The sequence below is a fragment of the Streptomyces mesophilus genome (assembly GCF_011044995.1).
Classification (GTDB): Bacteria; Actinomycetota; Actinomycetes; order Streptomycetales; family Streptomycetaceae; genus Streptomyces; species Streptomyces mesophilus.
On the sequence record NZ_JAAKZW010000005.1, the window covers coordinates 20,819 to 47,738 of the forward strand.

24 protein-coding genes are annotated in these 26,920 nt (G+C 70.1%); 9 read left to right on the plus strand and 15 right to left on the minus strand.

Annotated elements, in window-relative coordinates; translation table 11 throughout:
- Window positions 1–83 precede the first annotated feature (83 nt).
- The 4 genes from G6045_RS03075 to G6045_RS03090 all read right to left on the minus strand — a co-directional run bounded on the left by G6045_RS03075 (window position 84) and on the right by G6045_RS03090 (window position 3,483).
- Window positions 84–731 carry an endonuclease gene (locus tag G6045_RS03075; protein WP_165330196.1) on the minus strand — a complete coding sequence of 216 codons (648 nt, stop codon included), beginning with the start codon at window positions 729–731 and terminating at the stop codon, window positions 84–86.
- Entirely contained in the window at window positions 728–1,738 is a 1,011-nt protein-coding gene (ligD, locus tag G6045_RS03080) for a non-homologous end-joining DNA ligase (protein WP_165330197.1), read from the minus strand. The genes G6045_RS03075 and ligD overlap by 4 nt, the downstream gene beginning before the upstream one ends.
- Entirely contained in the window at window positions 1,735–2,376 is a 642-nt protein-coding gene (locus G6045_RS03085; protein WP_165330198.1) for a DNA polymerase ligase N-terminal domain-containing protein, read from the minus strand. Before G6045_RS03085 ends, ligD begins: the two co-directional genes overlap by 4 nt.
- A 117-nt stretch (window positions 2,377–2,493) precedes the next feature.
- Window positions 2,494–3,483, minus strand: a complete 990-nt coding sequence (locus G6045_RS03090; RefSeq protein WP_165330199.1) for an SDR family NAD(P)-dependent oxidoreductase — start codon at window positions 3,481–3,483, stop codon at window positions 2,494–2,496.
- Window positions 3,484–3,780: 297 nt separating this feature from the next.
- Here G6045_RS03090 and G6045_RS03095 point away from each other — a divergent pair, with 297 nt between their 5' ends.
- Both G6045_RS03095 and G6045_RS03100 read left to right on the plus strand, forming a co-directional pair.
- Window positions 3,781–5,580, plus strand: coding sequence for a chitinase (locus G6045_RS03095; RefSeq protein ID WP_328707637.1), 1,800 nt, complete (start codon window positions 3,781–3,783; stop codon window positions 5,578–5,580).
- A gap of 130 nt (window positions 5,581–5,710) precedes the next feature.
- On the plus strand, window positions 5,711–6,361 hold the full coding sequence (locus tag G6045_RS03100) for an ester cyclase (protein ID WP_165330200.1): 651 nt from the start codon (window positions 5,711–5,713) through the stop codon (window positions 6,359–6,361).
- 108 nt (window positions 6,362–6,469) lie between these two features.
- Here G6045_RS03100 and G6045_RS03105 read toward each other — a convergent pair whose 3' ends face one another.
- The 3 genes from G6045_RS03105 to G6045_RS03115 form a co-directional block, all read right to left on the minus strand.
- A complete protein-coding gene (locus tag G6045_RS03105) occupies window positions 6,470–7,621 on the minus strand; it encodes a hypothetical protein (RefSeq protein ID WP_165330201.1) in 1,152 nt (383 codons plus the stop codon).
- A gap of 223 nt (window positions 7,622–7,844) precedes the next feature.
- Entirely contained in the window at window positions 7,845–8,576 is a 732-nt protein-coding gene (locus G6045_RS03110; RefSeq protein WP_165330202.1) for a chitinase, read from the minus strand.
- 125 nt (window positions 8,577–8,701) lie between these two features.
- Window positions 8,702–9,220, minus strand: a complete 519-nt coding sequence (locus G6045_RS03115) for a lytic polysaccharide monooxygenase auxiliary activity family 9 protein (RefSeq protein ID WP_165330203.1) — start codon at window positions 9,218–9,220, stop codon at window positions 8,702–8,704.
- A gap of 280 nt (window positions 9,221–9,500) precedes the next feature.
- Between G6045_RS03115 and bla the strand changes: the two genes are divergently transcribed.
- Window positions 9,501–10,439 carry a class A beta-lactamase gene (gene bla, locus G6045_RS03120; RefSeq protein ID WP_165330204.1) on the plus strand — a complete coding sequence of 313 codons (939 nt, stop codon included), beginning with the start codon at window positions 9,501–9,503 and terminating at the stop codon, window positions 10,437–10,439.
- Between the two features lie 77 nt (window positions 10,440–10,516).
- Window positions 10,517–10,714 carry a hypothetical protein gene (locus G6045_RS03125; RefSeq protein WP_165330205.1) on the plus strand — a complete coding sequence of 66 codons (198 nt, stop codon included), beginning with the start codon at window positions 10,517–10,519 and terminating at the stop codon, window positions 10,712–10,714.
- Window positions 10,715–10,757: 43 nt separating this feature from the next.
- Here the strand turns inward: G6045_RS03125 and G6045_RS03130 are convergent, their stop codons facing one another.
- The 3 genes from G6045_RS03130 to G6045_RS03140 all read right to left on the minus strand — a co-directional run bounded on the left by G6045_RS03130 (window position 10,758) and on the right by G6045_RS03140 (window position 13,921).
- Window positions 10,758–11,423, minus strand: coding sequence for a DUF6629 family protein (locus G6045_RS03130; RefSeq protein ID WP_165330206.1), 666 nt, complete (start codon window positions 11,421–11,423; stop codon window positions 10,758–10,760).
- Between the two features lie 127 nt (window positions 11,424–11,550).
- Window positions 11,551–12,348 (minus strand): phosphatase PAP2 family protein, encoded by a 798-nt coding sequence (locus tag G6045_RS03135; protein ID WP_408056292.1) that lies wholly within the window; start codon window positions 12,346–12,348, stop codon window positions 11,551–11,553.
- Between the two features lie 4 nt (window positions 12,349–12,352).
- Window positions 12,353–13,921 (minus strand): threonine/serine exporter family protein, encoded by a 1,569-nt coding sequence (locus G6045_RS03140; protein ID WP_165330207.1) that lies wholly within the window; start codon window positions 13,919–13,921, stop codon window positions 12,353–12,355.
- Between the two features lie 187 nt (window positions 13,922–14,108).
- On the opposite strand from G6045_RS03140, the gene G6045_RS03145 reads away from it, so the two are divergent.
- Complete coding sequence (locus tag G6045_RS03145) at window positions 14,109–15,248, plus strand: MFS transporter (RefSeq protein ID WP_165330307.1); 1,140 nt, start codon at window positions 14,109–14,111, stop codon at window positions 15,246–15,248.
- Between the two features lie 45 nt (window positions 15,249–15,293).
- On the opposite strand, the gene G6045_RS03150 is transcribed toward G6045_RS03145, so the two are convergent.
- Both G6045_RS03150 and G6045_RS03155 read right to left on the minus strand, forming a co-directional pair.
- Entirely contained in the window at window positions 15,294–16,166 is an 873-nt protein-coding gene (locus G6045_RS03150; RefSeq protein ID WP_165330208.1) for an SDR family NAD(P)-dependent oxidoreductase, read from the minus strand.
- A 97-nt stretch (window positions 16,167–16,263) separates the two neighbouring features.
- Window positions 16,264–16,743 (minus strand): DedA family protein, encoded by a 480-nt coding sequence (locus G6045_RS03155; protein ID WP_165330209.1) that lies wholly within the window; start codon window positions 16,741–16,743, stop codon window positions 16,264–16,266.
- Window positions 16,744–17,297: 554 nt separating this feature from the next.
- Here G6045_RS03155 and G6045_RS03160 point away from each other — a divergent pair.
- Complete coding sequence (locus G6045_RS03160; protein WP_235967506.1) at window positions 17,298–18,524, plus strand: acyl-CoA dehydrogenase family protein; 1,227 nt, start codon at window positions 17,298–17,300, stop codon at window positions 18,522–18,524.
- A gap of 4 nt (window positions 18,525–18,528) precedes the next feature.
- Here the strand turns inward: G6045_RS03160 and G6045_RS03165 are convergent, their stop codons facing one another.
- Window positions 18,529–19,500 (minus strand): ArsR/SmtB family transcription factor, encoded by a 972-nt coding sequence (locus tag G6045_RS03165; RefSeq protein WP_165330211.1) that lies wholly within the window; start codon window positions 19,498–19,500, stop codon window positions 18,529–18,531.
- Between the two features lie 215 nt (window positions 19,501–19,715).
- Here G6045_RS03165 and G6045_RS03170 point away from each other — a divergent pair, with 215 nt between their 5' ends.
- Window positions 19,716–20,969, plus strand: a complete 1,254-nt coding sequence (locus G6045_RS03170) for a hypothetical protein (RefSeq protein ID WP_165330212.1) — start codon at window positions 19,716–19,718, stop codon at window positions 20,967–20,969.
- A gap of 37 nt (window positions 20,970–21,006) precedes the next feature.
- Entirely contained in the window at window positions 21,007–21,798 is a 792-nt protein-coding gene (locus G6045_RS03175) for a M23 family metallopeptidase (protein ID WP_165330213.1), read from the plus strand.
- A 291-nt stretch (window positions 21,799–22,089) separates the two neighbouring features.
- Here the strand turns inward: G6045_RS03175 and G6045_RS03180 are convergent, their stop codons facing one another.
- On the minus strand, window positions 22,090–22,974 hold the full coding sequence (locus tag G6045_RS03180) for a SigB/SigF/SigG family RNA polymerase sigma factor (protein WP_165330214.1): 885 nt from the start codon (window positions 22,972–22,974) through the stop codon (window positions 22,090–22,092).
- Window positions 22,975–23,317: 343 nt separating this feature from the next.
- Between G6045_RS03180 and ligA the strand changes: the two genes are divergently transcribed.
- Window positions 23,318–25,375 (plus strand): NAD-dependent DNA ligase LigA, encoded by a 2,058-nt coding sequence (ligA, locus tag G6045_RS03185; RefSeq protein WP_206343207.1) that lies wholly within the window; start codon window positions 23,318–23,320, stop codon window positions 25,373–25,375.
- A gap of 19 nt (window positions 25,376–25,394) precedes the next feature.
- On the opposite strand, the gene G6045_RS03190 is transcribed toward ligA, so the two are convergent.
- Complete coding sequence (locus G6045_RS03190) at window positions 25,395–26,537, minus strand: PP2C family protein-serine/threonine phosphatase (RefSeq protein WP_165330215.1); 1,143 nt, start codon at window positions 26,535–26,537, stop codon at window positions 25,395–25,397.
- Window positions 26,538–26,920: the final 383 nt, after the last annotated feature.

A 26,920-nucleotide genomic window follows, 5' to 3' on the forward strand; every position in this document is an offset into this window, starting at 1 on the left:
TCTTCTTCGTCGGCCGGTCCGCGCTCTTCGTCGGCGGTCCGGGCTCTTCGTCATCGCTCTTGGTCATCGGTCCGCGCTCTTCGTCAGCGTGCCCGCGCCAGGCAGTCGTCCGCCACACGCCGGTCCAGGGCGGCGCGCACGAGCGCCGCGGCCAGTTCCGCGCGGGAGGCGTCCTTCGCCAGGCGGGTGAGCGCGGCGGGCTCCTGCGGCAGCCCGAGACGCTCGGCACCCTCGAGGGCTTTCCTGTCCAGGAACGGCGCATACTCGGTCCAGACGTCCTGGACCTCACGCAGGAAGATGTCGGCACCGGTCGCACCGAGTCCCGGCGTGCGGCGCAACAGCGCGCGCAGCTCGGCCACATCGCCGTCCGCCTGCTTGCGCAGCGTGCGCAGGTCGCCGCCGAAGTCGTCCAGCAACAGGCGGGCGCCGTCGCCGAGTTGCGTGGCCGTACGTTCGTCGTAGCGGCGATAACCACCCTCTCCCAGCGCGTCGACGCGCTGCTGCCAGGTCGCGTCCGCCATACGGCGCGGATCACGCAGGCCCGCTTTGTACAAGGCGCGCGACGTGGAGACCGCGACGGAGGCTTGGATCCGGGCACTGAGCAGGATCGCGAGTACGAGGGTGCGGTACAGGGGCTGCGGCGTGTCCCGCAGCCGGATGCCGGCTTCGGCGGCGTAGGTGCGGCCGTGCTCACGCAACAGGGTCCGCATCACGTCCTTCTGCTCGGTCATGTCCTGGCCCGCTCCTTGATCACGTCGGTCGGCTTCTTGTCGTCGCGCAGCCCTTGGTAGCGGGGGTGGCGCAGCATGCCGTCGCGCGTCCATTCGGAGAAGGCGATCTGGGCCACCAGGTGCGGCCGCGTCCAGTGGGCGGCGGGCGGGGCGGGGCGTCCCTCGAAGGGTGAGGTGTCCGCCTTCAGTTCGTCGAGCCTGCCTCTGAGCGCGGTCAGGGTTTTCTGGTCGAAGCCCGTGCCGACTTTGCCCGCGTAGCGCAGCCGGCCGTCCTCGTAGTAGCCGATCAGCAGGGCGCCGATGCCCTTCCTGCTGCCTGCCGGTTCGGTGAATCCGCCGACCACGAACTCCTGGCCCTGAGCGCATTTCAGCTTGAGCCAGTCGTCGGAGCGCCGCGCCTGGTACATGCTGTCCGCCCGCTTCGCGATGAGCCCTTCCCAGCCCCGCTTGCAGGCGTCGGCGAGCAGCTCGGGTCCGCCCGCGTTGCGGTGTGTGGTCAGACGCAGGGGCGCTCGGAACGTCAGCGCGTTGCGCAGGAGGGACTTGCGGGTGCGCAGCGGAAGACGCCGCAGGTCGGTGCCGTCGAGGCGCAGCAGGTCGAAGGCGTAGTACGTCACGGCGACCTTGCTGCGTGCCACGTCGGCGGGGCGGCTGAGGCCCATGCGTTGCTGGAGCCGTCCGAAATCCGTGCGGCCGTGTGCGTACGCGACGATCTCCCCGTCGATCGTGAAGTCCGCGCAGTCCTGTGCGGACAGGGCGTCGACGATCTCCGGATAGGTGGCGTCGAGCTTGCGGCCGGAGCGGGAGCGCAGCGTCACCGTGCCGCCCTCGCGTACGGCGAGGACCCGGATGCCGTCGAGCTTCCGCTCGAAGATCCAGCCGTCGGGGAAGTCACGGCGGTCGCTGAGCGTCGCCAGCATGGGAGTTGCCGCCAGTTCGACGCCGGGTGCGGCCGGGGAGAGGCGGCTTTCCAGCGCGGACGGCACGGTGTCGAGCAGACCGGTCATCCCCGCTCCCCTCCTTCCGCCTCCTCGACCTGGCGCAGGGTGCGTCCGCTGCGGGCGGACCGTGCGCGCCGCGGGTCGGGGGTGCCGGCGCCGCTGGGTCCGGATTTCGTGCGTACGAGCAGCCAGGTCGGTTTCGCGGAATCGGCGCCGGACTTCTCCTCGCGGCTGTTGATGCGGGTGAGGGCGTACTGGCCGTGCAGTTTGTCGCCGTGCAGTTCGAAGGTGGCGTGCCCGTCGTCCAGGGCGCGTCCGAAGGGGACCGGGCGGCCGTGTTCGTCGTGGGCGGCGGGCCGGTACGTGCCGGTGTCCCAGACGATCACGGTGCCGCCGCCGTACTCGCCTTCCGGGATCACGCCTTCGAAGTCCCGGTAGGACAAGGGGTGGTCCTCGGTCGGGATGGCGAGCCTCTTGTCCCGCGGGTCGCCGGAGGGCCCCTTGGGGACGGACCAGGATCTGAGCACGCCGTCGACCTCAAGCCGGAAGTCGAAGTGCAGGGTGCTCGCGTCGTGGATCTGGACGACGAAGACGGGCTGGTCGTCCGCGTCACCGGCCCCGTCTTCGTTCTGGCCGTGCGGCTCTTTCGTACGGTCGAAGTTCCGCTTGTCGTGATAGGCCCGCAGGCCGTCCTTCTCGCTCATGGCGACCTCCTTCGGTACGGAGCGCGGATGCCGGTCTCCTTCGCTACGGATCGCGGATGCCGGTCTCCCTGGGCATCACCGCTGCGGACCGGTACGCGTGCGCCGGGCAGCCCCGCATCACGAGCTGGTGCGCGGCCCGGGCTCCTGCTGGTTGGCCTCACGCACCGCCCGGTCGTTGCGCGCGCTGCCCCAGGCCCTGATCCGCCGCGCGATCGGGTTGCGGGGCTCCCCGGCCTCGGCGCCCTGGCGCAGGGGCCCTCGGCCCGACGCGGACGGCAGCAGCCGCGCGGCGACGCCGTTGAGGCGGGTCGTCAGGCCGGGCGCCACCCCGTGCGCGAGTTGGGCCGCCTTGGCCGGTGCGGTGAGCACCAGCCGGGCCCGTCGCCGGATCACCGCGTCGACGATTCTGCGGGCCGCCCGATCCGCGTCCATCGACAGCAGCGGGGCGCCCGCGGCGGTGCTGAACCAGCCGAACTCGGCGCTCGTGTCCCCGCCGAACTCCGCCTGCCGATGCGAGCCGGTCCGCATCAGCCCCGGATGGACCGCGGTGACGCTGACGCCGGACGCCGCCGCCTCCGCGTGCAGCCCTTCGGCGAGTGCGCCGACCGCGGCCTTGGCGCATGAGTACGGCAGCAGGTGCGGCACGCCGAGCAGTCCGCCCACCGAGCCGATCAGGCCGAGGCGTCCGCGGTTCGCGCGCAGATACGGCATCGCTTCGAGCGAGGTGTGCAGGGCGCCGTAGAACATCGTGTCCATGGCGTCGGTGAACTCCGCCGGGCCGATCGCCTCGACGGGCGCGACCTGGATGACACCGGCGTTGGCGATCACGATGTCGAGGCCGTGGCGCTCATGGGCCTCGCGCATCATCGCGGCGACGGCGGCCCGGTCGCGTACATCGCACACGGCCACATGGACGGTCGCACCTGTCTCCACACGTACCTGTGCAGCCGCGCGGTCCAGCTCTTCGGCGTCGCGGGCGGCGATGGTCACGGTGCAGCCTCGATCGGCCAGCTCCCGTGCCATGAACAGCCCGAGCCCTCGGGAGCCTCCGGTGATCAGAGCCCCCACCGTTCTGGTCCGGTTCGGAAGGCGGGTGCGTCGGGTCATGTCATCGCCTTTCAGAGGGTGCTTGCGAGCCGAAGCGGCAGGTCGGGACGCGCCCCATGTGCCCACAAGCAGCCGTCCGTAACATCCCGCGGTGCCATCAGCGGGGTCGGATGCCGGCCGCCACACGTCACGCAGGAAGTGGGCGCAGGGGGCCATCCGACCCTACGAACAAACACACTCCTCCGCACGCGGAGATCACCTGCCCGATGGCCGTCCCCCGTCAGAGGTATTGACCACTTGATTGGTCTGGACCAAGCTGTGCGCCACTTCCCTCATCAGGTCCCCCTGGAGGCAGTTGTGGAACGCCACAGACCCCTGTCCGCCCTGCTGGCGACGGTGCTCGCCGCGTGCGGTCTGCTCGTATCAGCCCCCGCCGCCGACGCGGCCGACGTCGAGCTCGCACGCAACGGCGGCTTCGAGGCCGGGCTGAGCGAATGGAATTGCAGCGCGGGCAGCGGGGCGGTGATCTCCGCGCCCGTGCACAGCGGGAGCAAGGCCCTCCAGGCGACCCCGGCCGGCAGCGACAACGCCAAGTGCTCCCAGACCGTCACCGTGCAGCCCAACTCCGCGTACACACTGAGCGGTTGGGTGCGCGGCAGCTACGTCTACCTGGGGGCGTCCGGCACCGGCACCACCGACGTCTCCACCTGGACCCAGTCCGCACCCGACTGGCAGAAGCTGACCACCTCCTTCCGCACCGGCGCCTCCACCACGTCCGTGACCCTCTACACCCACGGCTGGTACGGGACCGCCGCCTACCAGGCCGACGATCTCTCGCTCGTCGGGCCCGGCGGCGACCCGGTGCAGGCGCCTGCGGCGCCGACCGGTCTCAAGGCAGGCTCCCCCACCAGCACGACCGTCCCGCTGTCCTGGTCCGCGGTCCCGGGCGCGACCCGCTACACCGTCTACAAGGGCGGCACCCAGGTGACGACGGTGAGCGGCACCTCTGCCACCGTCTCCGGGCTCACCCCCGCCACCGCGTACACCTTCCAGGTCACCGCGGGCAACAGCGCCGGCGACTCCCCCAAGTCCGCCTCCGTCACCGCGACGACCACCAGCGGCGGCGGCGAACCCGGCGGCGACCTTCCCGCCCACGCCCTCGTGGGCTACCTCCACGCGAGCTTCGCCAACGGATCCGGCTATACGCGGATGGCCGACGTGCCCGACTCATGGGACGTCATCAACCTGGCCTTCGGAGAGCCGACTTCGGTCACCTCGGGCGACATCCGCTTCAAGCTCTGCCCGGCGACCGAATGCCCGAACGTCGAGTCCGAAGCCGAGTTCAAGGCCGCGATCGACGCCAAGCAGGCCGCGGGCAAGAAGGTCCTGATCTCGATCGGCGGGCAGAACGGCCAGGTGCAGCTGGGCACGACTGCGGCACGGGACGCCTTCGTCTCCTCGGTTTCGAACATCATCGACACCTACGGGCTCGACGGCCTGGACATCGACTTCGAGGGGCACTCGCTCTCCCTCCAGAACGGCGACACCGACTTCCGCAGTCCCACAAGTCCCGTGATCGTGAACCTGATTCAGGCCATCAAGACGCTCAAGGCCAAGTACGGCGCGAAGTTCGTGCTCACCATGGCGCCGGAGACCTTCTTCGTCCAGCTGGGCTACCAGTTCTACGGATCGGGCCCCTGGGGCGGCCAGGACCCGCGGGCCGGCGCGTACCTGCCGGTGATCCACGCGCTGCGTGACGACCTCACGCTGCTGCACGTCCAGGACTACAACTCGGGCCCGATCATGGGTCTGGACAACCAGTACCACTCCATGGGCGGCGCCGACTTCCACATCGCGATGACCGACATGCTGCTCACCGGCTTCCCCGTGGCCGGCAACGCCGACCGCGTCTTCCCCGCGCTGCGACCCGACCAGGTGGCCATCGGACTGCCCGCCTCGACCAACGCGGGCAACGGGCACACCTCCCCGGCCGAGGTGAACAAGGCCCTGGACTGCCTGACGAAGAAGACGAACTGCGGCTCCTACCAGACCCACGGCACCTGGCCGGCCTTGCGCGGCCTGATGACCTGGTCCATCAACTGGGACCGCTTCAACGGATGGGAGTTCAGCCGGAACTTCGACGCCTACCGCTGGTGACGCGCCACGAACACACCTCGCTCACCGAGTGAAGGTTAACGATCTGAAGTGTGCACAAGTTGTGCACTTGTGGCCAAAGGTTGACTGCGCGAGTATCTGCCCAACCACCCACCTCCCGAAGGGCGTTGGCATGACACAGGCGGAAACCTCCCCTCCCCTCTGGCTTCAGGGGCGTGACGCGGTCATCGCCGCGGCCGCCCCAGGCGACTGGCGCGAGGAGGCTCCCGACTATCACTACTCGCACAGCGTGATGCCGGGGCAGCGCACCAAGCACCACGAGTCCGGATCACTCGACGCGATCGTCGAAAGCATCGTGCAGGTCTTCGAGATGGAGGTGTCGCACAAGGAGGATCCGGCCACCTGGGTCTCGATGGTCACCGAGAAGTTCCGTACGCGCGTCAACGGCGGCCCCTGGGCCGACGCGGCGGACATCGTCGACAAGGGCAGCTACAACATCCTCATCGGTGACAGCGTCTTCTACGGCCAGGAGACCTTCGAGTCCTCCCACGAGGTGTTCCACACGGCGTTCCCCGAGGGCTTCTTCTGGGAGGTCCTCGAGGTCGTCTCACCGCCGCCGGTCGTCACCTTCAAGTGGCGGCACTGGGGCAGCTTCACCGGCGAGTACAAGGGCTTCGCGCCGACCGGCGAGAAGATCGAGATGTACGGGGTGAGCATCGCCAAGGTCAGCGACGACCTGCGCCTGCTCGAAGTCGAGCACTACTACGACCCGAACGCGTTCCTCGGGTCGATGACGGGCGGCTGCCCGGTCGCCCACGGCTGAGCGCCGACGGCACGGAAGGCGCTCAACCGTAGATGATGGTGAAGGCCGGAGGCCCGTACCCTCCGGCTCGTCCATCACCCGGCCGCACCATGCCCGCCGAGGAAGGCGTCACTTCCCGGGACCGCGGAACCGGCCGAGCGCCTTGGTGAACGTACTCAGGGGTGAAGAGTCCGGTTTGCCCGGCTCGGCGGGCGACGCAAGGGGCAGCCCCTTGCCGTCGGTCGCCTCGGACAGGGCGGCCTGGAGCGCCTCGGCCGCCTCGTGGTACCGGTCACGGGACTGCGTCATGGCCTCGAGCGCTTCGGCGTAGTGGTGAACCATGCGCCGGGCATGGGCCAGTTCCTCATCGGGTGAAAGGAGGTGCCACCCTCGACGCAGCCGGAGCAGTGCGGCTTCGGCGTCGGGAGCGAGCGGGCGCGGCAGTCCGGCGAACTCCACGATTTTGGCGACGAGTTCGGTCGGCTCGGAGCCGTCCAGGAACACCGAGTGGAGCGTGAAGTGCTCCGCCTCATATGCGGCAGGGGGCTCGGCGGCCGGCAGCACGACGGCGCCACCGCGCGGCATGCGCACGCCACGCTCCTTGCGCAGGGCGAAGTCGGCGATCTGCGCCTGCTGGGGTGTGGCACGGTGCTCGATCACCTGGTGGCGCAGGCTCGGCGGCAGGAACCCCGTGAGCGGCCGTTGGCCCGGCCCGTCCGGGGTCATCGCTTCGTGCACCACGAGCTGGATGTACCAGCTCTCCTTGGCGCATTCCTTGAGCCGGGCGCGCAGCTCGTCGTCGTCGGCCGGCAGATGGTTGGTCCTGCCGAGCCGGATGTCCGGCACCACGTCGTGATCCCACTCGGCACGGCCCCCGTCCGGCCAGAACATCGTGGCAGGCGACGGCCACCCCAGGTCCCAGCGCCGGTCCGCCTCTGCCGCCAGGATCCAGGTCACGGCGTCCTGGCTCTGGCGGCGCACCTTGCCCTCGTATGTCGTGAGCTGGGCACGGACAGTGACGTCGTCCGCGACGCGCCAGCGTGCCTCGAACACGCGGCGGGCCGAGGCGCCGGGGTCGGCAGCCGCGTCCCGCGGATAGAGCACGCTGGAACGCGCCGCGTCCTCGGGCTCGAGTTCCAAGAAGCCGTCAAGCACCCCGGCAGCCTTGAGCGCTATCAGGTTGCGACGGGCGTCCAGCTCGGGATCGGGGCCGAGGTGACGCCCGCGTGCCAGCCATGCGGTATCGGGAGTGACGGTCGAGGAAGTCTTTTTCTTGGCCATGAAGTCGATCTGTGCGGGGGCAGGGACTGGCACCAGTATGGGCGGCGCCGCCCCGGCGACACAGGGCAGGGTGGCGGTGACCGGCCGGGAACCGGTCAGGTACGGTGCCGCCCCACCTGCGCCGACGGACCGCACGGCTCGGCGGCGCGGACCGCGGGAACGGTCCGCGCCGCGCGGCGTGTCGATGGTGCTCCCGCCTTCCGGTTCCGGCGGGGCAGGAGGGTCAGCAGCTCAGGTCGCCGCCGGGTTCGACGCCGAGCAGCTGCGTGAACTGCTGGTACTTGTCGATGCGGCTCTGGACCTGCGCGGGGTTGCCTCCGTTGCACTCCAGGGTGCCGTTGATCGCCCGGATGGTCTCGCCGAACCCGGCGCCGTTGGTCATGGCGGCGTGCGGCGTCATGGTGCCCGGACCGCTCTGGGTGTTCCAGTACCAAAGGCCGGTCTTCCAGGCCACGGCGGAATCGTTCTGCACCAGGTCGGGATTGTTGAGCAGGTCGATGCCCAACGCGTCCCCGGCGGCCTTGTAGTTGAAGTTCCAGCTCAGCTGGATCGGGCCACGGCCGTAGTACTTGTCATGGCCGGCCGGACAGCCGTAGGGCTGCGTGGTGTCGCAGTAGTGCGGGTAGTTGGCGGTGTTCTGCTCGACGACGTGCACCAGGCCACCGGTCTCGTGGCTGACGTTCGCGAGGAAGGCGGCGGCCTCCTGCTTCTTCACCGTGTCGCTGCCGGTGTTGGAGAAGCCGGGGTAGGCCGCGAGCGCGTCGGTGAGCCCGCTGTAGGTGTAGAAGCTGTTCCGGTTCGGGAACATCTGGCCGAACTGCGCTTCGCTCACGATGAATTCGGCAGCGGCCTTGTTGTCGTCGGTCTTCTCCGCCGAGGCCGTGGGGGCCAGGGTCAGGGTGCCCAGGAGGGCGGCCGCGGCCGTCGTGGCCAGGGCGAGTATGCGGCGGTTCACATCGACTCCTTGGGAGGCGAGGGTGTGGGGGACGGCGCGCCCCTCGACATACGTGGGGGGGAGGGGCGCGCCGGAGGTGGGGCCGCCCTGCCGGCAGGCAAGGGGGCGGCCCCGAGGGTGGTGCGTCAGCCGCCGACGTTGACGTCGATGCAGGCGTAGAAGGCGTTGTCCGTGTCGGCGACGTTCCAGACGGCGAGCACCTTCTGCTTGCCGCTCAACGAGCCGAAGTCGACCTGGTGGTTCACGATCTCGCCGGGCTGGGCGCCCCCGTCGTCGAACTGCGCGATGCGCTGTCCGCCGGCGAAGTACTCCCAGGTCGCCGTGGAGTGACGGGCGCTGAGCTTCCACGAGAACGTGGTGCTCTTGGCGACCGGAGTGACGGTCCACCCCTTGCTGTCGTCGTCCAGCTCGGCGAAGCGGCTGTTGCCGCCGCTGCAGCTGGTCAGGCCCTTCGGGCCCTCGACGCTCTGCGGTTCGTAGGTGATGTCACCGCACGAGAGGGTCCCGGCGGCACACTGCGCCTGCCGGCTGGGCGGATTCGAGACGTACCCGTGGGCGCTGGCGGAACTCGCGGGGAGGCTGATGGCGAGAGCCGGGGCGAGTGCGGCACCGATCAGGGCAGCCGTCTTCCTTCGGATGTACATGGTGTCTCCTTCACATCAGGCCGGCCCGGGAACGCGCGGCTGTGGGGAGCCACGCGCAGCGGCACGGCCTCTCATGGGTGGGGCCAGGAGGCGCGAAGGTGCGCTTCACCGGGACGCACGAGAGCAGCCCGAAGTACGGGCCAACTCCCCATGCGGAACGGTGAGTTCTGTTGGACTAGACCATAGTCGCGGGCGTTGTGGGCATGTCAAGGCCTCGTCATGGCGCCCTCGTGTCCAGAGATACGATCAGCAGGAACCACCCCTCTGGAGAGACGCCCTCATGCCGCACAACCCCAGCCGTCGCATCGCTCTCGCCGCTCTCGCCGCTCTGGCGGCCGCGGCCGCGGCACCCCTGGCCGGATGCAACGACAACGAGGACCGTCGTCCCAGCAGACCCCGCGCCCAGCGCACCACAAAGGCTCCGGTCCCGGTTCCCGTACGGGAATTCGGTGCACTGGAGCGGGAGTACGACGCAAGGCTCGGCGTGTACGCCCTGGACACCGCGAACGGGCGGGAGGTGGCCTACCGGGCGGATGAACGATTCGCGTACTGCTCCACCTGCAAGGCCTTCCTCGCGGCAGCGGTACTCGACAAGCGAGGGGTCGACGGAATCGACGGCGAGGTCACGGTGCGCGCCTCGGACGTCGAAGGATGGTCACCGGTGACCGGGAAGCACATCGGGGCCCGCATGGCACTGCGCTCCCTGTGCGACGCCGCTGTGCGCTACAGCGACAACGGGGCGGCCAATGTTCTCTTCCGCGAACTGGGCGGCCCGCGCGGCCTGCAGAGCGCGCTGCGCGCCATCGGCGACGACGTCACCCGCTGCGACCGCTACGAGGTCGAGTTGAGCCAGGCGGTGCCGGGCGACGAACGGGACACCAGCACTCCTCGCGCGATGGCGCGGTCCCTGAGGGAGTTCGCCCTCGGTGACGTACTGGCCGATGACGAGCGTGCCCTGCTGACCGGCTGGCTCGTGCGCAACACCACCGGCGCCAAGCTGATCCGGGCCGGCGCTCCGGACGGCTGGCGCATCGGCGACAAGACGGGCAACGGCTCGTACGGAACCCGCAACGACATCGCCCTCGCCTGGCCGCCGCAGAGCGGCAAGCCGGTCGTGCTCGCCGTGATGTCCCGCCGCAACGGCGACAACGCGGACGCGCCACACGACGACGCGTTGATCGCCCGCGCCTCCACTGCGGTCTTCGGCGCCCTGGCCTAGGACCCGCACCTCCCCGACGCCGCAGTCGCTTGCGTCCGATGGCTCATGCCCGGGCGAAGACAGGGCAGCAGGATCACATGGACACCGCAAAGCTCGAACTCGCCGCCCAGCGCTACCGCGAGGCGCAGGCCGCCCTGGACGCCGCGCTCGTCGACGTGCAGACCGAAGCGGTCACCGTGCTCCGCGAAGGTGGAGACGCAGCCGAAGTCGCCCGGATCACCGGCTGGAACCGGCGGCAGCTGAGGAAAGTGCGCGCCCGAAGGGGTGACCGATGACAGCCAGGATTGCGAGCAGAGGGCTCTCGGGCACCCGCGGGGTCTACGCGACCTGGCTCCCTCTCACCGGCCCGCTGTGCTGCGAGGGTGGCGCCGGCTGCTCCGCGCCGACCCACCTGAACAGCACCACGGAACAGAGCGCGGCCCACGCGCACCACGTGGAGATGAACTCCAGCCGCCACACCGTCGCGCACAGCGCCGCGCCGACACCGGCCAGGCAGCCGAGCATTCTCAGCCCCTTTTCGCCGGACACCACCAGCGCCCCGATCGTTCCCAGCAGATAGCCGGCGAGCAGCACAGGCGCATACGGCAGACCGATCGCGTATCCCATGGTGTGACCGCGGATCTCGGCCGCGACGGGCTTCGTGACCAGGACGTACGCGAGGACAGCGGACGTGACCACCGCAGCGGCCACCGGCATCAACAGACGCCGACGCTCCCAGCGGGGAACGACGCACAGCACTCCGAAGGAGACCCACAGCGGCAGCAACGGCAGCGCGATCACGGCCCAGACGAGGGTGGCCGGACCGGTGCCGCCGCCCGCGTTCCAGACGACCGCCTCGACCAGCTGATGCGCTCCGAGAAGCAGCGGAAGCGCGGCCAGCGGCAGCGCACGGCGACGAACGCGGGCAGCGCGTGTCACGCAGGCGACCCCGACCGCGCTGATCGCCGCGCCCGCCACCAGGTCGGCCGATGCACTCCAGCACATGCTGAAACGCTAAGTCGGCGCCTCGGAGACCGCGTCCGAAGGCCGGCGGGGGCGGCCGCCGGTGGACGCGAGCGGGTGCGCGTCCACGTGGGGTCAGGACACCTGTTGCACCGGTTCCGCGATGACGTCATCCGGGATCGGGATTGCGCCGTTCGATGTACTGCGGCAGCTGCCAGGGGAAGGAGCCGAACCAGGCGTAGCTGAACGCGAAGCCGATGCCGAGGCAGATCAGGCCGCCCAGGGCGTCGGTCCAGAAGTGGTTGGCGGTCGAGATGATCACCAGCAGGGTGGCGACCGGATAGAGGATGCCCAGCGCCTTCGCCCAGGGGTGCCGGGCGAAGCACGCGATCATCGTGGCGCACCAGGTGGACCAGCCGATGTGCATGGAGGGCATGGCGGCATAGGGGTTCGAGACCGAGGCGGCGCTGCCCTGGCTCATGGAGCCCCAGGTGTGGTGCACGGCGACCGTGTCGATGAATCCGGCGTCCTCCATGAGGCGGGGCGGGGCCAGCGGAAAGAAATAGAAGCCGATCAGGGCGATGCCGGTGGTCGCGAACAGAGCGAGGCGGCCGCTGATGTAGCGGCCGGGGTGACAGCGGTAGAGCCAGACCAGGACGCCGATCGTGACGATGAAGTGCAAGGTCGCGTAGTAGTAGTTCATGCCCACGATCAGCCAAGTGACCTTGTTCACCGCATGGTTGATGGCGTGCTCGACACCGATGCCGATGCGGCGTTCGGTGTCCCACACCCAGTCGGCGTGCCGCAGCGCCAGGGCCTTCTCCTGGGGCACGGCGTTGCGGACCAGGGAGTACAGCCAGTAGCTCACGGCGATCAGCACGATCTCGAACCAGAGCATGGGTTTGCGCGGGGTGCGCGCCCGCGCCAGGAGGCTGGGCTTCTTGGCCGTAGGGCGGACGGTGGTCACGGTTCTAGCCTCGCGGCGCGGACTCGGGCGGCAACTCGGACGGATCCGGCTCCGGCGGCGCAGCCGGCGTCCCGTCGGAACCTTCCGCGCCGGGCGGGGTGGGCGGGTCGGACGGGTCGGCCGCGGACGAGGCGGGTGAGCGGGCCAGGCCAGGCTCGGCGGGGACCGGGACCACGCGCCGGTTCAGCGCGTTGGCACCCACCAGGACGCCGAGGGCCACGGCCACCACGGTGAGCAGGGCTTCGACGGTCGTGTCGAGGCCGCTGTTCTCGTGGTCCACAAGGAGCTGCCCGACTCCGGTGAGACCGAGGCGCCCGGGCACCAGCATCCAGAAGGCGGGCAGAAAGACCACCTGGGCCGGCGGGGCGTGCGGATTGCGCTCGATCAGACGCGTCAGCAGCGGCAGCGTCACCCCGCCCGCGAACGCGCCGAACAGCGGCCCCGCCACCGTGGTGCCCACGTCCTGGCCGACCTTGGCCACACACAGGACGAGCAGCAGCCACGGCAGCGTACGCAGCGAGGCCGAGAAGCTGAGGACGAAGCCGAGACCGAGCAGACCGACACCCGCCCACGCCGCCCAGGCTCCGAGGGCGTCCACCGAGGTGTCCTTGGCCAGCGGGTGCTCGGTGACCAGCTGGGAGCCGACGGCGATGCCGAAGGCGAGCAGGATCAGGACGTTGAGGCCGTACACGAGGCGGCTGGCGCCGGACACGATGGAACCGGTGGCCAGTTCGATGGTGCCCATGGTCAGCGCGGTGCCCGGCAGGAACGCCACAAGGGGCGGGATGAGCAACTTGGTCGGGTCCTCGCCGAGCAACGGTCCGCTGTAGCGGTACGCGACGGCGGTGACGAGCAGCGCGGCGAGCACCGGTAGCGCCAGGTTCACCAGCCGGCCGGCCCGATCCGCGTATTCGCGCAGCATGCCGACTCCGAGGCCGAGCACGGCGTACCCGGCGAGTGCCATGGAGTTGGGCAGGGTCAGCAGGCCGAGCCCCATGGTCATGACGACATAGCCCAGGACTCGCGTCCAGAACCCGAAGCGCGGCCGCATCGCCTCGATCTCCGCGAGGCGCCCGGTGCCGGCCTCGGGGGCCACGGGGTGGGCGTAGACCTCGTCGATGAAGCGGTAGAGCTGGTCGATCTGGTCGAGGCGCAGATCAGGGCCCTGGACGGGGGCGAAGTCGATGACCGCGTCCGGGGCCTTTCCGGCGCGTACGAACACCCCGGTCGGCACCACGAAGGTGTGCACGGTGTCGAAGCCGTAGCGGGCGCCCAGCCGGTTGATGGTCTCCTGGACGGCGTCGACGGACTCGCCCGCCCGGACCAGGGTCGCTCCGACGACCCGCAGGAAGGCGATCAACTCCTGGGGCGGTGGCGGGGGCTCGCTCGGCTCGGGCAGGTCGGGACTGCCGGGCAGCAGGGTGCGCAGCTTGCGCAGCCGGTGCCGGGCGACGGGGGCGGACGCGTGCCGTGGGGCGGCGCGCCGGGGGCGGCCGGGGCGCCCGCGGCGGACCTCGGCCGGGGGAAGTCCCCCGTCGTCGGCGCCCTGCGCGGGCCGCGGCGCGTCGGCCATGGCCACATCCTGCGCGGTCGGCGCACACCTGGCCGGGCGCTCGCGCGCAAACGGGTGAGCCGCCCGCGTGCCGGTTCCTGATCCGGACGGCGCAGTTCAACGCGCTCGCGGACCAAGGGGTGCCTTGACTGGGGGCGTGGAAACAGATCAGCGCACCTCCGCCGCCGCCGCGTACCGGAACCTGATCATGGCGACGGTGGGGTTCACTCTCACGTTCTGGGCCTGGGATCTGATCGCTCCGCTGGCGTCGGGCTACCGGGACCGTCTGAACCTGAGTTCCTTCCAGCAGTCGCTGCTCGTGGCGATTCCCGTGCTCGTGGGTTCCGTGGGGCGGATCCCGGCGGGTGCGCTGACCGACCGGTACGGCGCCAGGCTGATGTTTCCGCTGGTGTCCGCCCTCACCATCGTTCCCGTGCTGCTGCTGATCCCCGTCAAGGACAGCTACGGCCTGCTGCTCGTCGTCGCTCTGCTGCTTGGACTCGGGGGTACGACGTTCGCGATCGGTGTCCCCCTGGTCAGCTCCTGGTTCCCGCCCGGACGCAGAGGCTTCGCCCTCGGCGTGTTCGGCATGGGCACCGGGGGCGTGGCGCTCTCGGGGTACTTCACACCCCGTATCGCCGCCCACGGCGAGAACCTGCCCTTCCTGGTCGTCGCCCTCGGCCTGGCCGTATTCGCGGTGCTGGGGGTGCTGTTCATCAGTGACCACCCCGACCGCCAGGTCCCCACCTCCTCGCTGGCTTCCCGGCTGCAGCAGGCGGGCAGGCTGCGGGTCACCTGGGAGCTGTCGGCGCTGTACGCCATCGGCTTCGGCGGCGTCGTGGCGTTCGGCGTCTACCTGCCGACCTATCTCAAGACCTGGTACGACCTCTCCCCCACCGACGCCGGCACCAAAGCCGCCGGGTTCGCCCTGGTCACGGTCATTTTCCGGCCGATCGGCGGGCGCCTTTCGGACCGCTTCCATCCGGCCGTGGTCACCGCGGTCGCCTTGGCCGTCGTCGCCCTGTTCGCCGTGGTGCAGGCCTTCGACCCGCCGCTGGCGCCGCTGGCCACCATCGCGCTGCTTGCCATGGCCGCGGGCCTTGGCGCGGCGGGCGGCAGCGTCTTCGCCCTGGTCGCGCAGGTCACCCCACAGCCCCAGGTGGGGAGCGTGACCGGCATCGTCGGCGCGATGGGCGGCCTGGGCGGCTTCGTGCCGCCGCTGCTGATGGGCGCCATCTACAGCGTCAAGGACTCGTACTCCATCGGCTTCATGCTCCTGTCCGACCTCGCGCTCGCGGGCTGCGTGTACGCGTACGGCCGCATGCGCACCCTGCGCACCACAGCATGAGAGTCGGTGACCTCGGCCAGAGCGGGCACGGCATCCGGCGGCGGGTCAGTGAGCGGAACGGTTCCGTTGGGACCGGTGACTCATCGCGAGCACTCTGTCCATCAGGCGCCCGGGAAGGAAGCGGGCCAGAGGGATGGTGAAGGCGGCGTCCATGCCGAGGGTGTATCGCGTGCGTGGCCGGGCCGTCGTGGCCACGTGGGCGATTTTCGCCCCGGCCTTCGCCGCGGGCAGGGCGCGCTTGAGGAAAGCGGTGTTCGAGGCGACGGTCGATGCGACGAGATCGCCGTAAAGGCGCTGGTGCTCGGTGCTCATTTTGCCGGCGAGTTCGAGCGAGATGTCTCCGCTTCGGGCGGCCATCTCGGTCTTGACGCCACCTGGTTGAACCACCACCACCTGGACGCCCTGTGCCGTGACCTCTCGCCGCAGGGAGTCGCTCGCGGCTTCGAGCGCGAATTTTGTTCCCGCGTACGCGCCGAAGATCGGGAGTGCGGCGACTCCGCCCACTGAGCTGATGTTGACGATCCTGCCGCGGCTCTGCCGCAGGAACGGCAGGAGTTGTTGGATGACGGCGATATGCCCGAACAGATTGACTTCGAACTGTTCGCGCCAGAGCTCGAGTGGCAGTACCTCGACGGGAGCGTTGATCTCGATTCCGGCGTTGTTGATCAGGGCGCGCAGCGCGCGCCGCTCGGGGTCGTGGGCGATGCGCTCCGCGAGGGCGTCGATGTGGTCGGGGACGGTGATGTCCAAGGTGACCGGTTCGACGCCCGCGGCCCGGATGGCCTCGGCCTCACGGTCGGTACGCACGCCTGCGAGCACGTGATATCCCATCGAGGCCAGCTCGAGCGCTGTCGCGGCCCCGATACCTGTGGCAGCGCCGGAGACGACGATCAGTTCTTGCTTGTGGGGCTGCGGCATGTCAGGGGGTCCCTTTCAGAAGGCGCGCACACCCACAGCTTGCAGGAGCGAGGAACCGATCGCCTTCGCTGCGGGATCCCGGCCGGGGAGGTCGGCGTCAGGACTCCGTGGAGGCAGCGCCCTCCGTGGACGCCGCGGCTCTCCTGCGGTACGTCAGGACGCCGAGCACGCCGAGCAGGAGCGCGAGCACCGTGGCCACGCCCAGGGCCGTGTGTTCGGTGAAGATCTTGCCGAGGAGTTTGAGGGCGCCGATGCCGGCGCTCGCGTAGAGCAGCGCCCAGGCGGCTCCGCCGAGGAAGAGGGCGGGGAGGTAGTGCCGGAGCGGCATCCGCATGGTGCCGGCGAGGAAGTTGGCGGCGGTCTGGAAGCCGATGGTCAAAAACGAGACGGCGACCACCGGTGCGCCCCACCGCTGGATCGCCCGTTCGGCGCGCTGGAACCGGGCCGAGGCCAGCCGCTCGGCGAAGCGGCCGCGCCGGGCTCCCGCTCCGGCAAGGCGGCCCACGGCGAAGGTCCCGCCGGCGCGGAACAGTACGAGGACGTACAGACCTGCGGCAGTGAGCAGGATCTCCCCCACGGTGGCCCGCCCTCGCTTCCGTCTGTCGTCGCTCGTCGTCGCTGTCCAGGACCGTCAGCTTAGGCGAACGCCTGTGCCACAGGACGCCTGGCCTGCACCGCAGCGCCCGGGCCGCGCGCACGCGGCGAGGACCAGGGTACGGATCCGAGAGCTCGCCCGGCCGGCAGGCGTGCGCAAGTACGGTGCACGTCAAGGGATTTCGGCGGTGACGGCCCTGGCCTGGGCGTCGGGTGCGACGACGAGGCCGCCGCCGCCCATCCGTACACACCCGCGTTTCTCCCGCTGAACCGGCTGAACCGGCTGAACCGGCTGAAACTCGGCGGTTCCCTGCACGACTGGTGACCCACCTGTGCCGCCCGTGAGCGAAGCCGCCACCCCTCACCGCTCGCCACCTTCCGCGCACGCTCCCCCGGCGGGTGCCTGCGTCTCACTTGTGTATGTACTTGCAGATGTACGTGCAGGCGTTCTTGCAGGCGTACTTGCAGATGTACGAACACGGGCCCACCATGACTGCGGCACGCCCTTCAAGTCCCCCCGCTCATACGGGAGTTCCGTTGCCCACGACGCATGCCCAGACCCGCCTGCGCCCGGCCGTCCGCGGCTACTTCACCAGCACCCGCCACGAACAGTTACGCGAGGACGTGCGCGGTTTCGCCGAAGAAGAGATACGGCCGCGGATCGCGGAGATGGAGAGCGCACGTACCGTCCAGCACGAGCTGTCCCGCCGGATCGCGCGCCAAGGCTGGATCGGCGCGACCATCCCGGCCTCGTACGGCGGGATGGGTGCCGGACACCTCGCCAAGACGATCATCATCGAGGAGCTGTCGCGGGTCAGTGGCGCGATGGGCGCGATGGCGCAGGCCTCCCAGCTCGGGGTCGCGAAGATCCTGCACTTCGGCAACGAGGCGCAGAAGACGACGTGGCTGCCCGCCATCGCCGCGGGTGGGTGCCTGCCGACGATCGCGGTGACCGAACCCGAATCCGGTGGGCACGTCCTCGGTATGGCCGCCAGTGCCGTACGCGACGGCGACAGCTATGTGCTCACCGGCCGCAAGGTGTTCGTCGGCAACAGCCATGTCGGCGACCTGCATGGCGTCGTCGCCCGCACGGGACCCGGCTCCGGTGGACTCACCGCGTTCCTGGTCGAGGCCGACCGGCCCGGCTGCACCGCCGTCGCCGAACAACCCACCCTGGGACTGCACGGGTTCAGCTTCGGCGAACTCGTCTTCGACCACTGCCGTATCCCCGCCGGGAACCGGCTCGGCGCGGAGGGCGACGGGCTCGCCGTCGCCTACTCCTCCAGCGTCCTGTACGGGCGGGCGAATCTGACGGCCGTATCCCTGGGGATCCATCAGGCACTCGTCGAGGAGACCAGCCGGTTCGCCGCCGAGCGGGAACGTTTCGGCAAGCCGCTCCACCACCTGGCGAACGTCAAGATCAAGCTCGGGCAGATGCAGTCCCGCCTGATGACCGCACGCCTCGCCGCCTACCACGCCGCCCACCTGCTCGACCAAGGGCAGCCGTGTGACGCCGAGTTGATGAACGCGAAGGTGGTGAACGTGGAATCCGCGCTGGACACGGCGCGCAACGCCATGGAGATCCATGCCGCCGCGGGGCTGTTCACGGACCGGCCGATCGAGCGCTACCTCCGCGACGCCCACCACATCTACGCACCGGCAGGCACCACCGACATCCAGCACCTGCGTCTGGCGGAGTTCGCGCTCGGCACGGCCCGAAGCGACTGGTCCACACAGCTCGCCCCGCACACCACCATCCACTGACACTTCACGCCCCGAGCAGCGCCCGCCCCCGCCCTGTAAGGCGGTGGTGGACCTGCTGTCCGGAGCGGGAGCTCTCGACGAGGCCCGCCTCTCTGAGGATCTTCAGGTGGCCGCTCACCGAGGAGTCGGGCATCGAGAGGCGGGCGGCGAGGGCGCCGGTGGTCGTGGTGTTCTCCAAGGCGGTCAGGACGCGGGCCCGGTTCGCGCCCAGGAGCGGGGCGAGGTGCGGCGCCGGCGGCGGCGCGCTCTCGCGGTGCGGAAGCGGATAGACCACCACCGGCGGCAGTCGCGGGTCGACGATCGCGACCGGAGTGGTGTGGCAGAAGTACGAGGGGATGAGGCGCAGTCCGCGTCCCCGCAGGCGCAGGACGTGGTCGTGCGGGTAGGGCGCGCTGAGGACCGGGTCCCGCCAGGTGAAGGCGGGCAGCGAGGCGAGCAGCGCCCCCAGGCCGCCGTCGAGGGCGTCGAGGCGCAGGGCGCGCTCGGCGGCGACGGCGCTGTGCACGTCGCTCCAGTCGGGGATGATCAGACGGGTGTGGAAGTCCCGTACGGCGTCGGCCACTTGACCGAGCAGACCCCGGTCGCCCGCGGCCAGGCGCCGGGTCCAGGCGGGCAGGTTCCGGTGATGGGCGGCCACCCGCAGCTCACCCGCGAGGCGCGCCGCCGAGGTGGCGCGCAGGGCGTCGAGGCCGGCCGCGAGTCCGTCCTCGGACTCGACGGGCGTGAGGAAGTCCGGCCAGTACGGGGCGTCGGGTGGCGCCAGGTCGGCGAGCAGTCGGCAGGTGCGGCGCAGGTCGGTACCGGTCCGGTGCCGGGCGCGCCGGCGCCAAGGCCGCAGCCGCACAGGGACGCGGGGCTCCGGCGAGGTCAGCACATGGAGGGCGAGGATCGCCTCCCAGATCGGGTCGGGTGACTTCGCGAACTGCACATGAAGGAAGTCCCTGTCGCTGAAGTGGATGCGCAGCGTTCCTGCCACACCGGTCATTAGCGGGGCCGAACGCCCTTCCCGCAAGGCCCCGTGCGGCTCTTGTACCCAGGGGCACCTGGAGTTTTCGACTGTGCCGGGAAACCCTCGCGGTGCAACGGCATCCGGTGGCCCTACGCTGCGGTGCCCGCGGCGCCCCGTACGCCCCTTCGCGCGCCGCGCGTTCACCTCCTGGATCACGTGCACGATCAAGGGAAGGAACCCGGATGCGACCCCACATCGCCGTCCGCCACACCCGCCGTCGCCCGATACGTCTGCTCGGCGTGCTCGCCGCCCTGGCCGCCCTGTCGGGGCAGGCCTGGCCGGCGGGTGCGGCCGAGCCCCCACGCGGCCAGGCGCCGATCACCTGGAGCCCCGACCTGTCCGTGATCGACACGGATGATGTCGATGTACGGTACGGATCAGGGCAGTTGAGAGTCGCGGACCGTCCGTCGGGTCCGGCGTCCGTACGTACGCGCGCGGCCGCCCAGGGCAGCCTGGTCCTGGCCGAGAAGCGCCTGGACCGCAGTGTGGACCGTGTCCGCGCCCGGCTCGATGCCGAAGTGCCGCGCGGCGCCGAGGTCGCCCTCGACATACGCGGCCGGTCCGCCGGACGCGGCTGGAGTGAATGGCACACCGCACCCGCCGGCGGCAGCGCGGTCCGGCTCCCGTACGCGGTCGACACCGTGCAGGTCCGGCTGACGCTGCGCGGCGCCGAAACGGCCGTACGCAAAGTCCAGTTGACCGCCGACACAGCACCCGAGCGGAGCCGGGGCACCGCGGCCTCCCCGGTGAAGTACCGCCTGTTCGCCACCCGGGAGGGACTGGTCGGCGGCACCACGGCCAACGGCCATGTGATCCAGCCCAACGACCATTTCGTGGCACTGCCCTCGCGCCGCGGCCTGTCGCCCAGGGGCACGTGGGACTACTCGGTCCAGGTCTGCGGCCCCGCCCGCTGCGAGACCGCACCCGTCTGGGATGTCGGCCCCTGGAACACCAAGGACGACTACTGGAACCCGTCCGGCGAACGGGAGATGTGGCGTGATCTGCCGCAGGGCACCCCCGAAGCCCAGGCCGCCTACCAGAGCGGCTACAACGGCGGGCTCGATGAGTTCGGCCGCCGCGTCGCCAACCCGGCCGGCATCGACCTGGCCGACGGCACCTTCTACAACGTGGGCCTGAACGACAACGGCTGGGTCGACGTGACCTTCCTGTGGACCGGCGACCAGACCGGCTCGACCTTCCCGACCTGGGGCACCGACGTCGCCGTACGCCAGGCGTCGACCACCTCGTCCGCCGTCGTCGCCCGGCTGCCCGGACCGACCCAGGTGCGCGTCGGCTGCCAGGAGCGCGGCGGGAGCGTGACGTACGAAGGCCACACCAACGACGCCTGGTCCTACCTGCCGGACTACGACGGCTATGTCTCCAACATCTTCATCGACGTCGCCGAGGCCTGGCTGCCCGGCGTGCCCGAGTGCTGAACTCCCCCATCCCCCGGACCACTTCGAGGAGACCCCCATGTCCCCCAGACAGCGGCTGCTCGTGCTCGCCGCCCTGCTGCTCGCGCTGCTCGGCCTGACCACACCGGCCCAGGCCGGCGAGTCCGGTGCCGCGGCCGCGCCCAACTTCAAGGCTCCCTATCCGTGCGGCCAGCAGTGGACGTACAGCCATCACAGCGCCGAAGTGCGCCGGGCGTTGGACTTCATACGCTCGGACGGCGGCTCGACGGCGGGCACCCCGACACTCGCCTCGGCGGCCGGCACCGCCTACCGCTACTACCAGGCGGGCGGCGCCGGGAACTACATCGTCATCGATCACGGCTCGGGCTGGAAGACGTACTACTTCCACCTCGCTTCGTTCTCCGTCGCGAACGGCGCCGGGGTGGCCCAGGGCCAGGAGATCGGCATCACCGGCTCCACCGGCAACTCCTCGGGTGCGCACATCCATTACGAGCAGCTGCTCAACGGAGTCGGCCAGGACATCCGGATCAACGGATCTCCGCTGGCGTATCCCGGTTCGTACCACCAGTACTACCTGACCAGTGACAACTGCGGCGGTGGCAGCAGCAACTTCCGCACCTGGGGCTCGGACGTCGCCGTGCGCGCGGACGCCTATCTCAGCTCGCCGCTCGTCACCCGGCTCGGCGGCCCGACGGCCGTGTACGTCGAGTGCCAGAAGCAGGGCGACACCGTCAACGCCGAGGGCTACAGCAACAACTGGTGGAGCAAGCTGCGGGACCAGGGCGGCTTCGTCTCCAACATCTACATCGACCATCCGGACGCCAAGCTGCCCGGCGTACCGGACTGCTGAGGCAAGCCCGAGAGCGGGCGCGGTGACCGCGGTGGTGTCCACCGCCGCGGTCACCGCGCCCCGGTGCCCCGTCCGAAGGACACTGCCGCTGTCCTCCCGGCAGGCACACCGCCACGTACAACAGACGCCTCACGCGCCTGATCGTCCGCATGGAATGGACTCCCTCCCTCGCCGGTCCGTCGGCCTCCCCGGCCGAGCCAAGCTTCCGTACCCCGAGAGGAGCGCCCTCACCAGGACCAAAGTCCCGCGGCCGAGGACTTCCGGCCCGCGCGACTCCCCTCGGCCGTCCCTTCACTCCTCGACGAACAAACCGCGGCGCAGGCGCGCCAGGGTCTTCGAGATGAGCCGGGACACATGCATCTGGGAGATACCCAGGGCCGCGCCGATCTCGGACTGGGTCATCTCCTGGCCGAAGCGCATCTCGATGATGCGGCGTTCGCGGTCGTCGAGTTCGGCGAGGAGAGGAGCCAGGGCGTGGAGGTGTTCGAAGGTTTCGAAGGACGGGTCCGACGCGCCGATGATGTCGGCGAGGGGACGGCCGGCCTCTCTGCCGCCGTCGCCGGCGTCCTCCGGGGTGTCGAGGGATTCGGCCACGTAACCGTTGGCGGCCACGATGCCTTCCACCGCGTCTTCTTCCGAGACGCCCAGGTCCTCGGCGAGTTCCCTGACCGTGGGGTCGCGGCCGAGTTCGGCCGCCATGCGCTCCCGGGACTTCGTCAGGTCGATACGGAGTTCCTGGAGCCTGCGCGGTACGTGCACGGCCCAGCTGGTGTCGCGGAAGTAGCGTTTGATCTCGCCGAGGATCCACGGGACGGCGAACGAGATGAACTCGACACCCCGGTGCACATCGAACCGGTCGATGGCCTTGATCAAGGCCACGGTCCCGACCTGGACGATGTCCTCGAGCTGCCCGTTGCCGTGGTTGCGGTAACGGCCCGCGACGTAGTGCACCAGGGAGATGTTCATCTCGATCAAGGTGTTGCGCGTGTACAGATGCTCGGGCGAGCCGGCCTCGAGCTGATTCAGCTGCTCGAAGAACAGCTTCGTCAGTTCCCGCGCGTCCCTCGGCGCGACCTGGTCGGCCCGGTCGATCCCCGGCGGCAGCCCGATACCTACCGCACGCGCTGCCGGGGCCGGTTCGACGGTTCGGTGCAGGTCGAGCAGCCCACCGCTCATCGCCTTGTTCCTCCTTCCCTTCTCTGTCGGTGCGGACGCCTCAACTGACGACAACGGCGGGACCAACTGCCTCACACCTCCCCGCGGCCGGCGCCGTGCACCGGCGGCTCAGCTGCCTCTGATCGATCCGACGGGTGGCTCTCCCCATGCCCTCTCCTCACTCGCGACCCGATTCCTACGCCGGGAGAGTCGTTCCGCAGCCGCAAGGCCCCATACCGGGACCTTCCTCACCTACCGCACAAGCCGAAAGTCCCTCATTTTCGAGGCGGAAGACCCGGAACCGATGGCGCGGACCGGAATTCACGGCTCCGGATTGTCAGTGGTGGGCGCGAAGATAGGGACCATGACGACGACTTCTGCCGTACTCGTTGACGCCGCCGCCTACGCCGAAGCGGTCGAGACCGCGACGAAGGCCGCCGCCGCGTACTACGCGGGCGGCGACAGCGCCCTGGACGACGACAACTACGACCGCCTGGTCCGGGGCATCGAGGCGTACGAGAAGGAGCATCCGGACGAGGTGCTCCCCGGCTCACCGACCGGAAAGGTCGCGGGCGGCGCCGCGCTCGGGGATGTGCCGCACACGGTGCCGATGCTGTCGCTCGACAACGTCTTCTCGGCCGAGCAGCTCAGCGGCTGGGCCGCATCCCTGGAGCGCCGCATCGGGCGCCCTGTCGAGCAGTGGAGCGTGGAACCCAAGCTCGACGGGCTCGCGATCGCCGCGCGCTATGCCGACGGCCGGCTGACCCGCCTGATCACCCGTGGCGACGGCACCGCGGGCGAGGACGTCTCGCACGGCATCGACAGCATCGAGGGCCTGCCGGCGCAGCTCACGCAGCCGTACACGATGGAGCTGCGCGGCGAAGTCCTCATGACGACCGCCCAGTTCGAAGAGGCCAACGAGGTGCGCACCGCGCATGGCGGCGAGCCCTTCGCCAACGCCCGCAGCGCTTCGGCAGGCAGCCTGCGCGCCAAGGACCGCCCGTACAAGGTCCGCATGCTGTTCTTCGGCTATGGCGCGATTCCCACGCCGGACACGGACGAGGCGCTTGCCGAGGAGCTCCGTACGCTCCCCCACAGCGAGCTCATGGCCCGTGTCTCCGCCCTCGGTGTGCACACGGCCGACGACACCGAGGTGCCGGGCCGCGCGGTCTCCACGGTCGAGCAGGTGCAGCAGCGTGTCGAGGAGATCGGTGCTCTCCGTGCCGAGCTGCCCTTCGGCATCGACGGCATCGTCATCAAGGCCGACCTCGCGGCCGACCAGCAGGACGCGGGATTCGGTACGCGTGCGCCACGCTGGGCGATCGCCTACAAGCTGCCGGCCGTCGAGAAGATCACCCGGCTCGTCGGCGTCGAGTGGAACGTGGGGCGCACCGGCGTCATCGCGCCCCGCGCCGAGCTCGAACCGGTCGAGATCGACGGCTCCACCGTCACATACGCCACGTTGCACAACCCGGCCGACATCACCCGCCGCGATCTGCGCATCGGCGACCAGGTCATGGTCTACAAGGCGGGCGACATCATCCCGCGCATCGAGGCCCCGGTCGCCCATCTGCGGACCGGTGAGGAGCGGCCCATCGAGTTCCCCGAGGTGTGCCCGCAGTGCGGTTCGGGCATCGACACCAGCGAGCAGCGCTGGCGCTGCGAACGCGGCCGCAACTGTCATCTGGTCGCCTCACTGAGTTACGCGGCCGGGCGCGACCAGTTCGACATCGAGGGCCTGGGCGCCTCGCGCATCGTGCAGCTCGTCGACGCGGAGCTCGTCGCCGATCTCGCGGACCTGTTCACGCTCAACCGCGACCAGCTGCTCGGGCTCGACCGGATGGGCCAGACCAGCACCGACAACCTCCTCGCGGCGATCGAGCGGGCCAAGGCGCAGCCGTTGTCGCGCGTCCTGTGCGCGCTCGGGGTGCGCGGCACCGGCCGGTCCATGTCCCGGCGTATCGCCCGGCACTTCGCCACGATGGACGCGATCCGCGGCGCCGACGAAGAGGCGATCCAGGGCGTCGAGGGCATCGGTCCGGAGAAGTCACCGGTGATCGTCGCCGAGCTCACGGAACTCGCCCCGGTGATCGACAAGCTGGTGAACGCCGGGGTGAACATGACCGAGCCCGGCGCGACACCGCCCGACGCAGCCGCCGCATCCGAAGCCGGCCCTCTGGACGGCATGACCGTCGTCGTCACCGGAGCGATGACCGGCGCGCTGGAATCCCTCAGCCGCAACCAGATGAACGAGCTCGTGGAGCGCGCCGGCGGCAAGTCCTCCTCCAGCGTCTCCAAGCGCACCACGCTGGTGGTGGCCGGCGAGGGCGCGGGCTCCAAGCGGACCAAGGCGGAGGAGCTCGGCATCCCGCTTGCCACGCCTGCCGAGTTCGCGGACATGGTGGGGCATCTGCTGGACTGACCGGCGCCGGGCCGGGAGTTCAGGGGGATTCGGGGGGACGCCGACGTACGGCGAGCAAGGCGATGTCGTCGTCGGTGTCCCTGCTGTAGTGCTGCAGCAGGGCGTCGCGCAAGGTGTCCGGGGTGCAGGCGGTGTGGGTGGCGCGCTCGCGCAGGTCTTCCAGGGAGTCGGCGAGGTCGACGCGGGGCCGCTCGATGAGGCCGTCGGTGACCATCAGGAGCACCTGTCCGGGCTCGAGGCGGGCCAGGCTGGCGGGTTTGTGGTCCAGATTCAAGCCCAACAGCGGTCCTTGGACGGGCAGATATTCCGCTTGTCCGTCGGGCGAGACGACGAGGGGCGGGAGGTGACCGGCGTTGGCGATGTCCATGGCGCCGGTGAGCGGATCGAGGATGACCAGGCACATGGTCGCGGTGATCTCGGGGTGGAAGTGCGCGAGAAGGCGGTCCATCAACTGGAGGATGTGGTGCGGCTCGTGGCCTTCGAGGGCGTAGCCGCGCAGGACGTGACGCAGTTCCACCATGACCGTGGCCGCGGCCAGGGAGTGCCCGGCCACGTCGCCCACGGCCAGCAGTACCCCGCGCTCGACGGTGAAGGCCGCGTAGAAGTCCCCGCCCAACTCCGAGCGGTCCATCGCCGGCACATAGCCGACGGCGAGGTCGACGCCCTCCAAGGCGGCCAGCTTCCGCGGCGGGGGCAGGAACGCGTGCTGCAGTTCGAAGGCGAACCGGCGTTCATCCCGCGCGGCTTTCGCCTCACGCGCCGCGAGCAGCACCATGGAGACCGTGGCCAGCAGCTCCTCCGGTGCGACCGGGGAGGCGAGATAGGCGCTGCCTCCCGCTTCAAGGCCTTGGACGCGGTCGCGTGTGTCGTTGGCTTCCGCCGAGACATGCACGACCGGGATACGGGGCAGTTTGGGGTCGGCGGCCATCTGCCGGGCCAGTTCGAAGCCGCTCACCTCGGGCAGCCGTACGTCGATGATCGCCATCTCCGGCACCGGATCGGATCGGTGTAAGACCCTCAACGCCTCGGGGCCCGAAGCCGCCTCCACCACTCCGTAGCCGGCCCGGCGCAGCACACTGCCGACGGCAAACCGGTTCGGCTCATGGTCATCAACCACCAGGATCGTGGCCTCTGGGCCCGTACCGGGTTCCGTTTCTGTCACGCGCGGAAAATACGGTGCCACCACGAGCGCACACAAGACCTTCACCACTCGTGTGGGTGACGTCGCCGCAGTGGCGGGCCGGCGCGAGGGCTCCGACGCTGGTCAGTCGCGTCGCACCATACCTCTGCGAAGACGAGCCCCTGATCGCACCGGACGGCACGCAAGGGCCCGCTTCGGGTCGCTCTCAACTCCCGCCAAGGGGCGACCACTTCCAGCTCCACCGACTGAGCTGGCAGCCAGTCGCTTGCCACATGGCGCCTGCCCTGAAGGGGAGTTGCGGCATGTACGCCTGCGGCGTGCAGCCGACGTACTTGGCCGGCCACTGGTCCATCGTGACACCGGTCGGCCACAATGGTCCCCTTCTCGCCACAATTGGAGCGCAC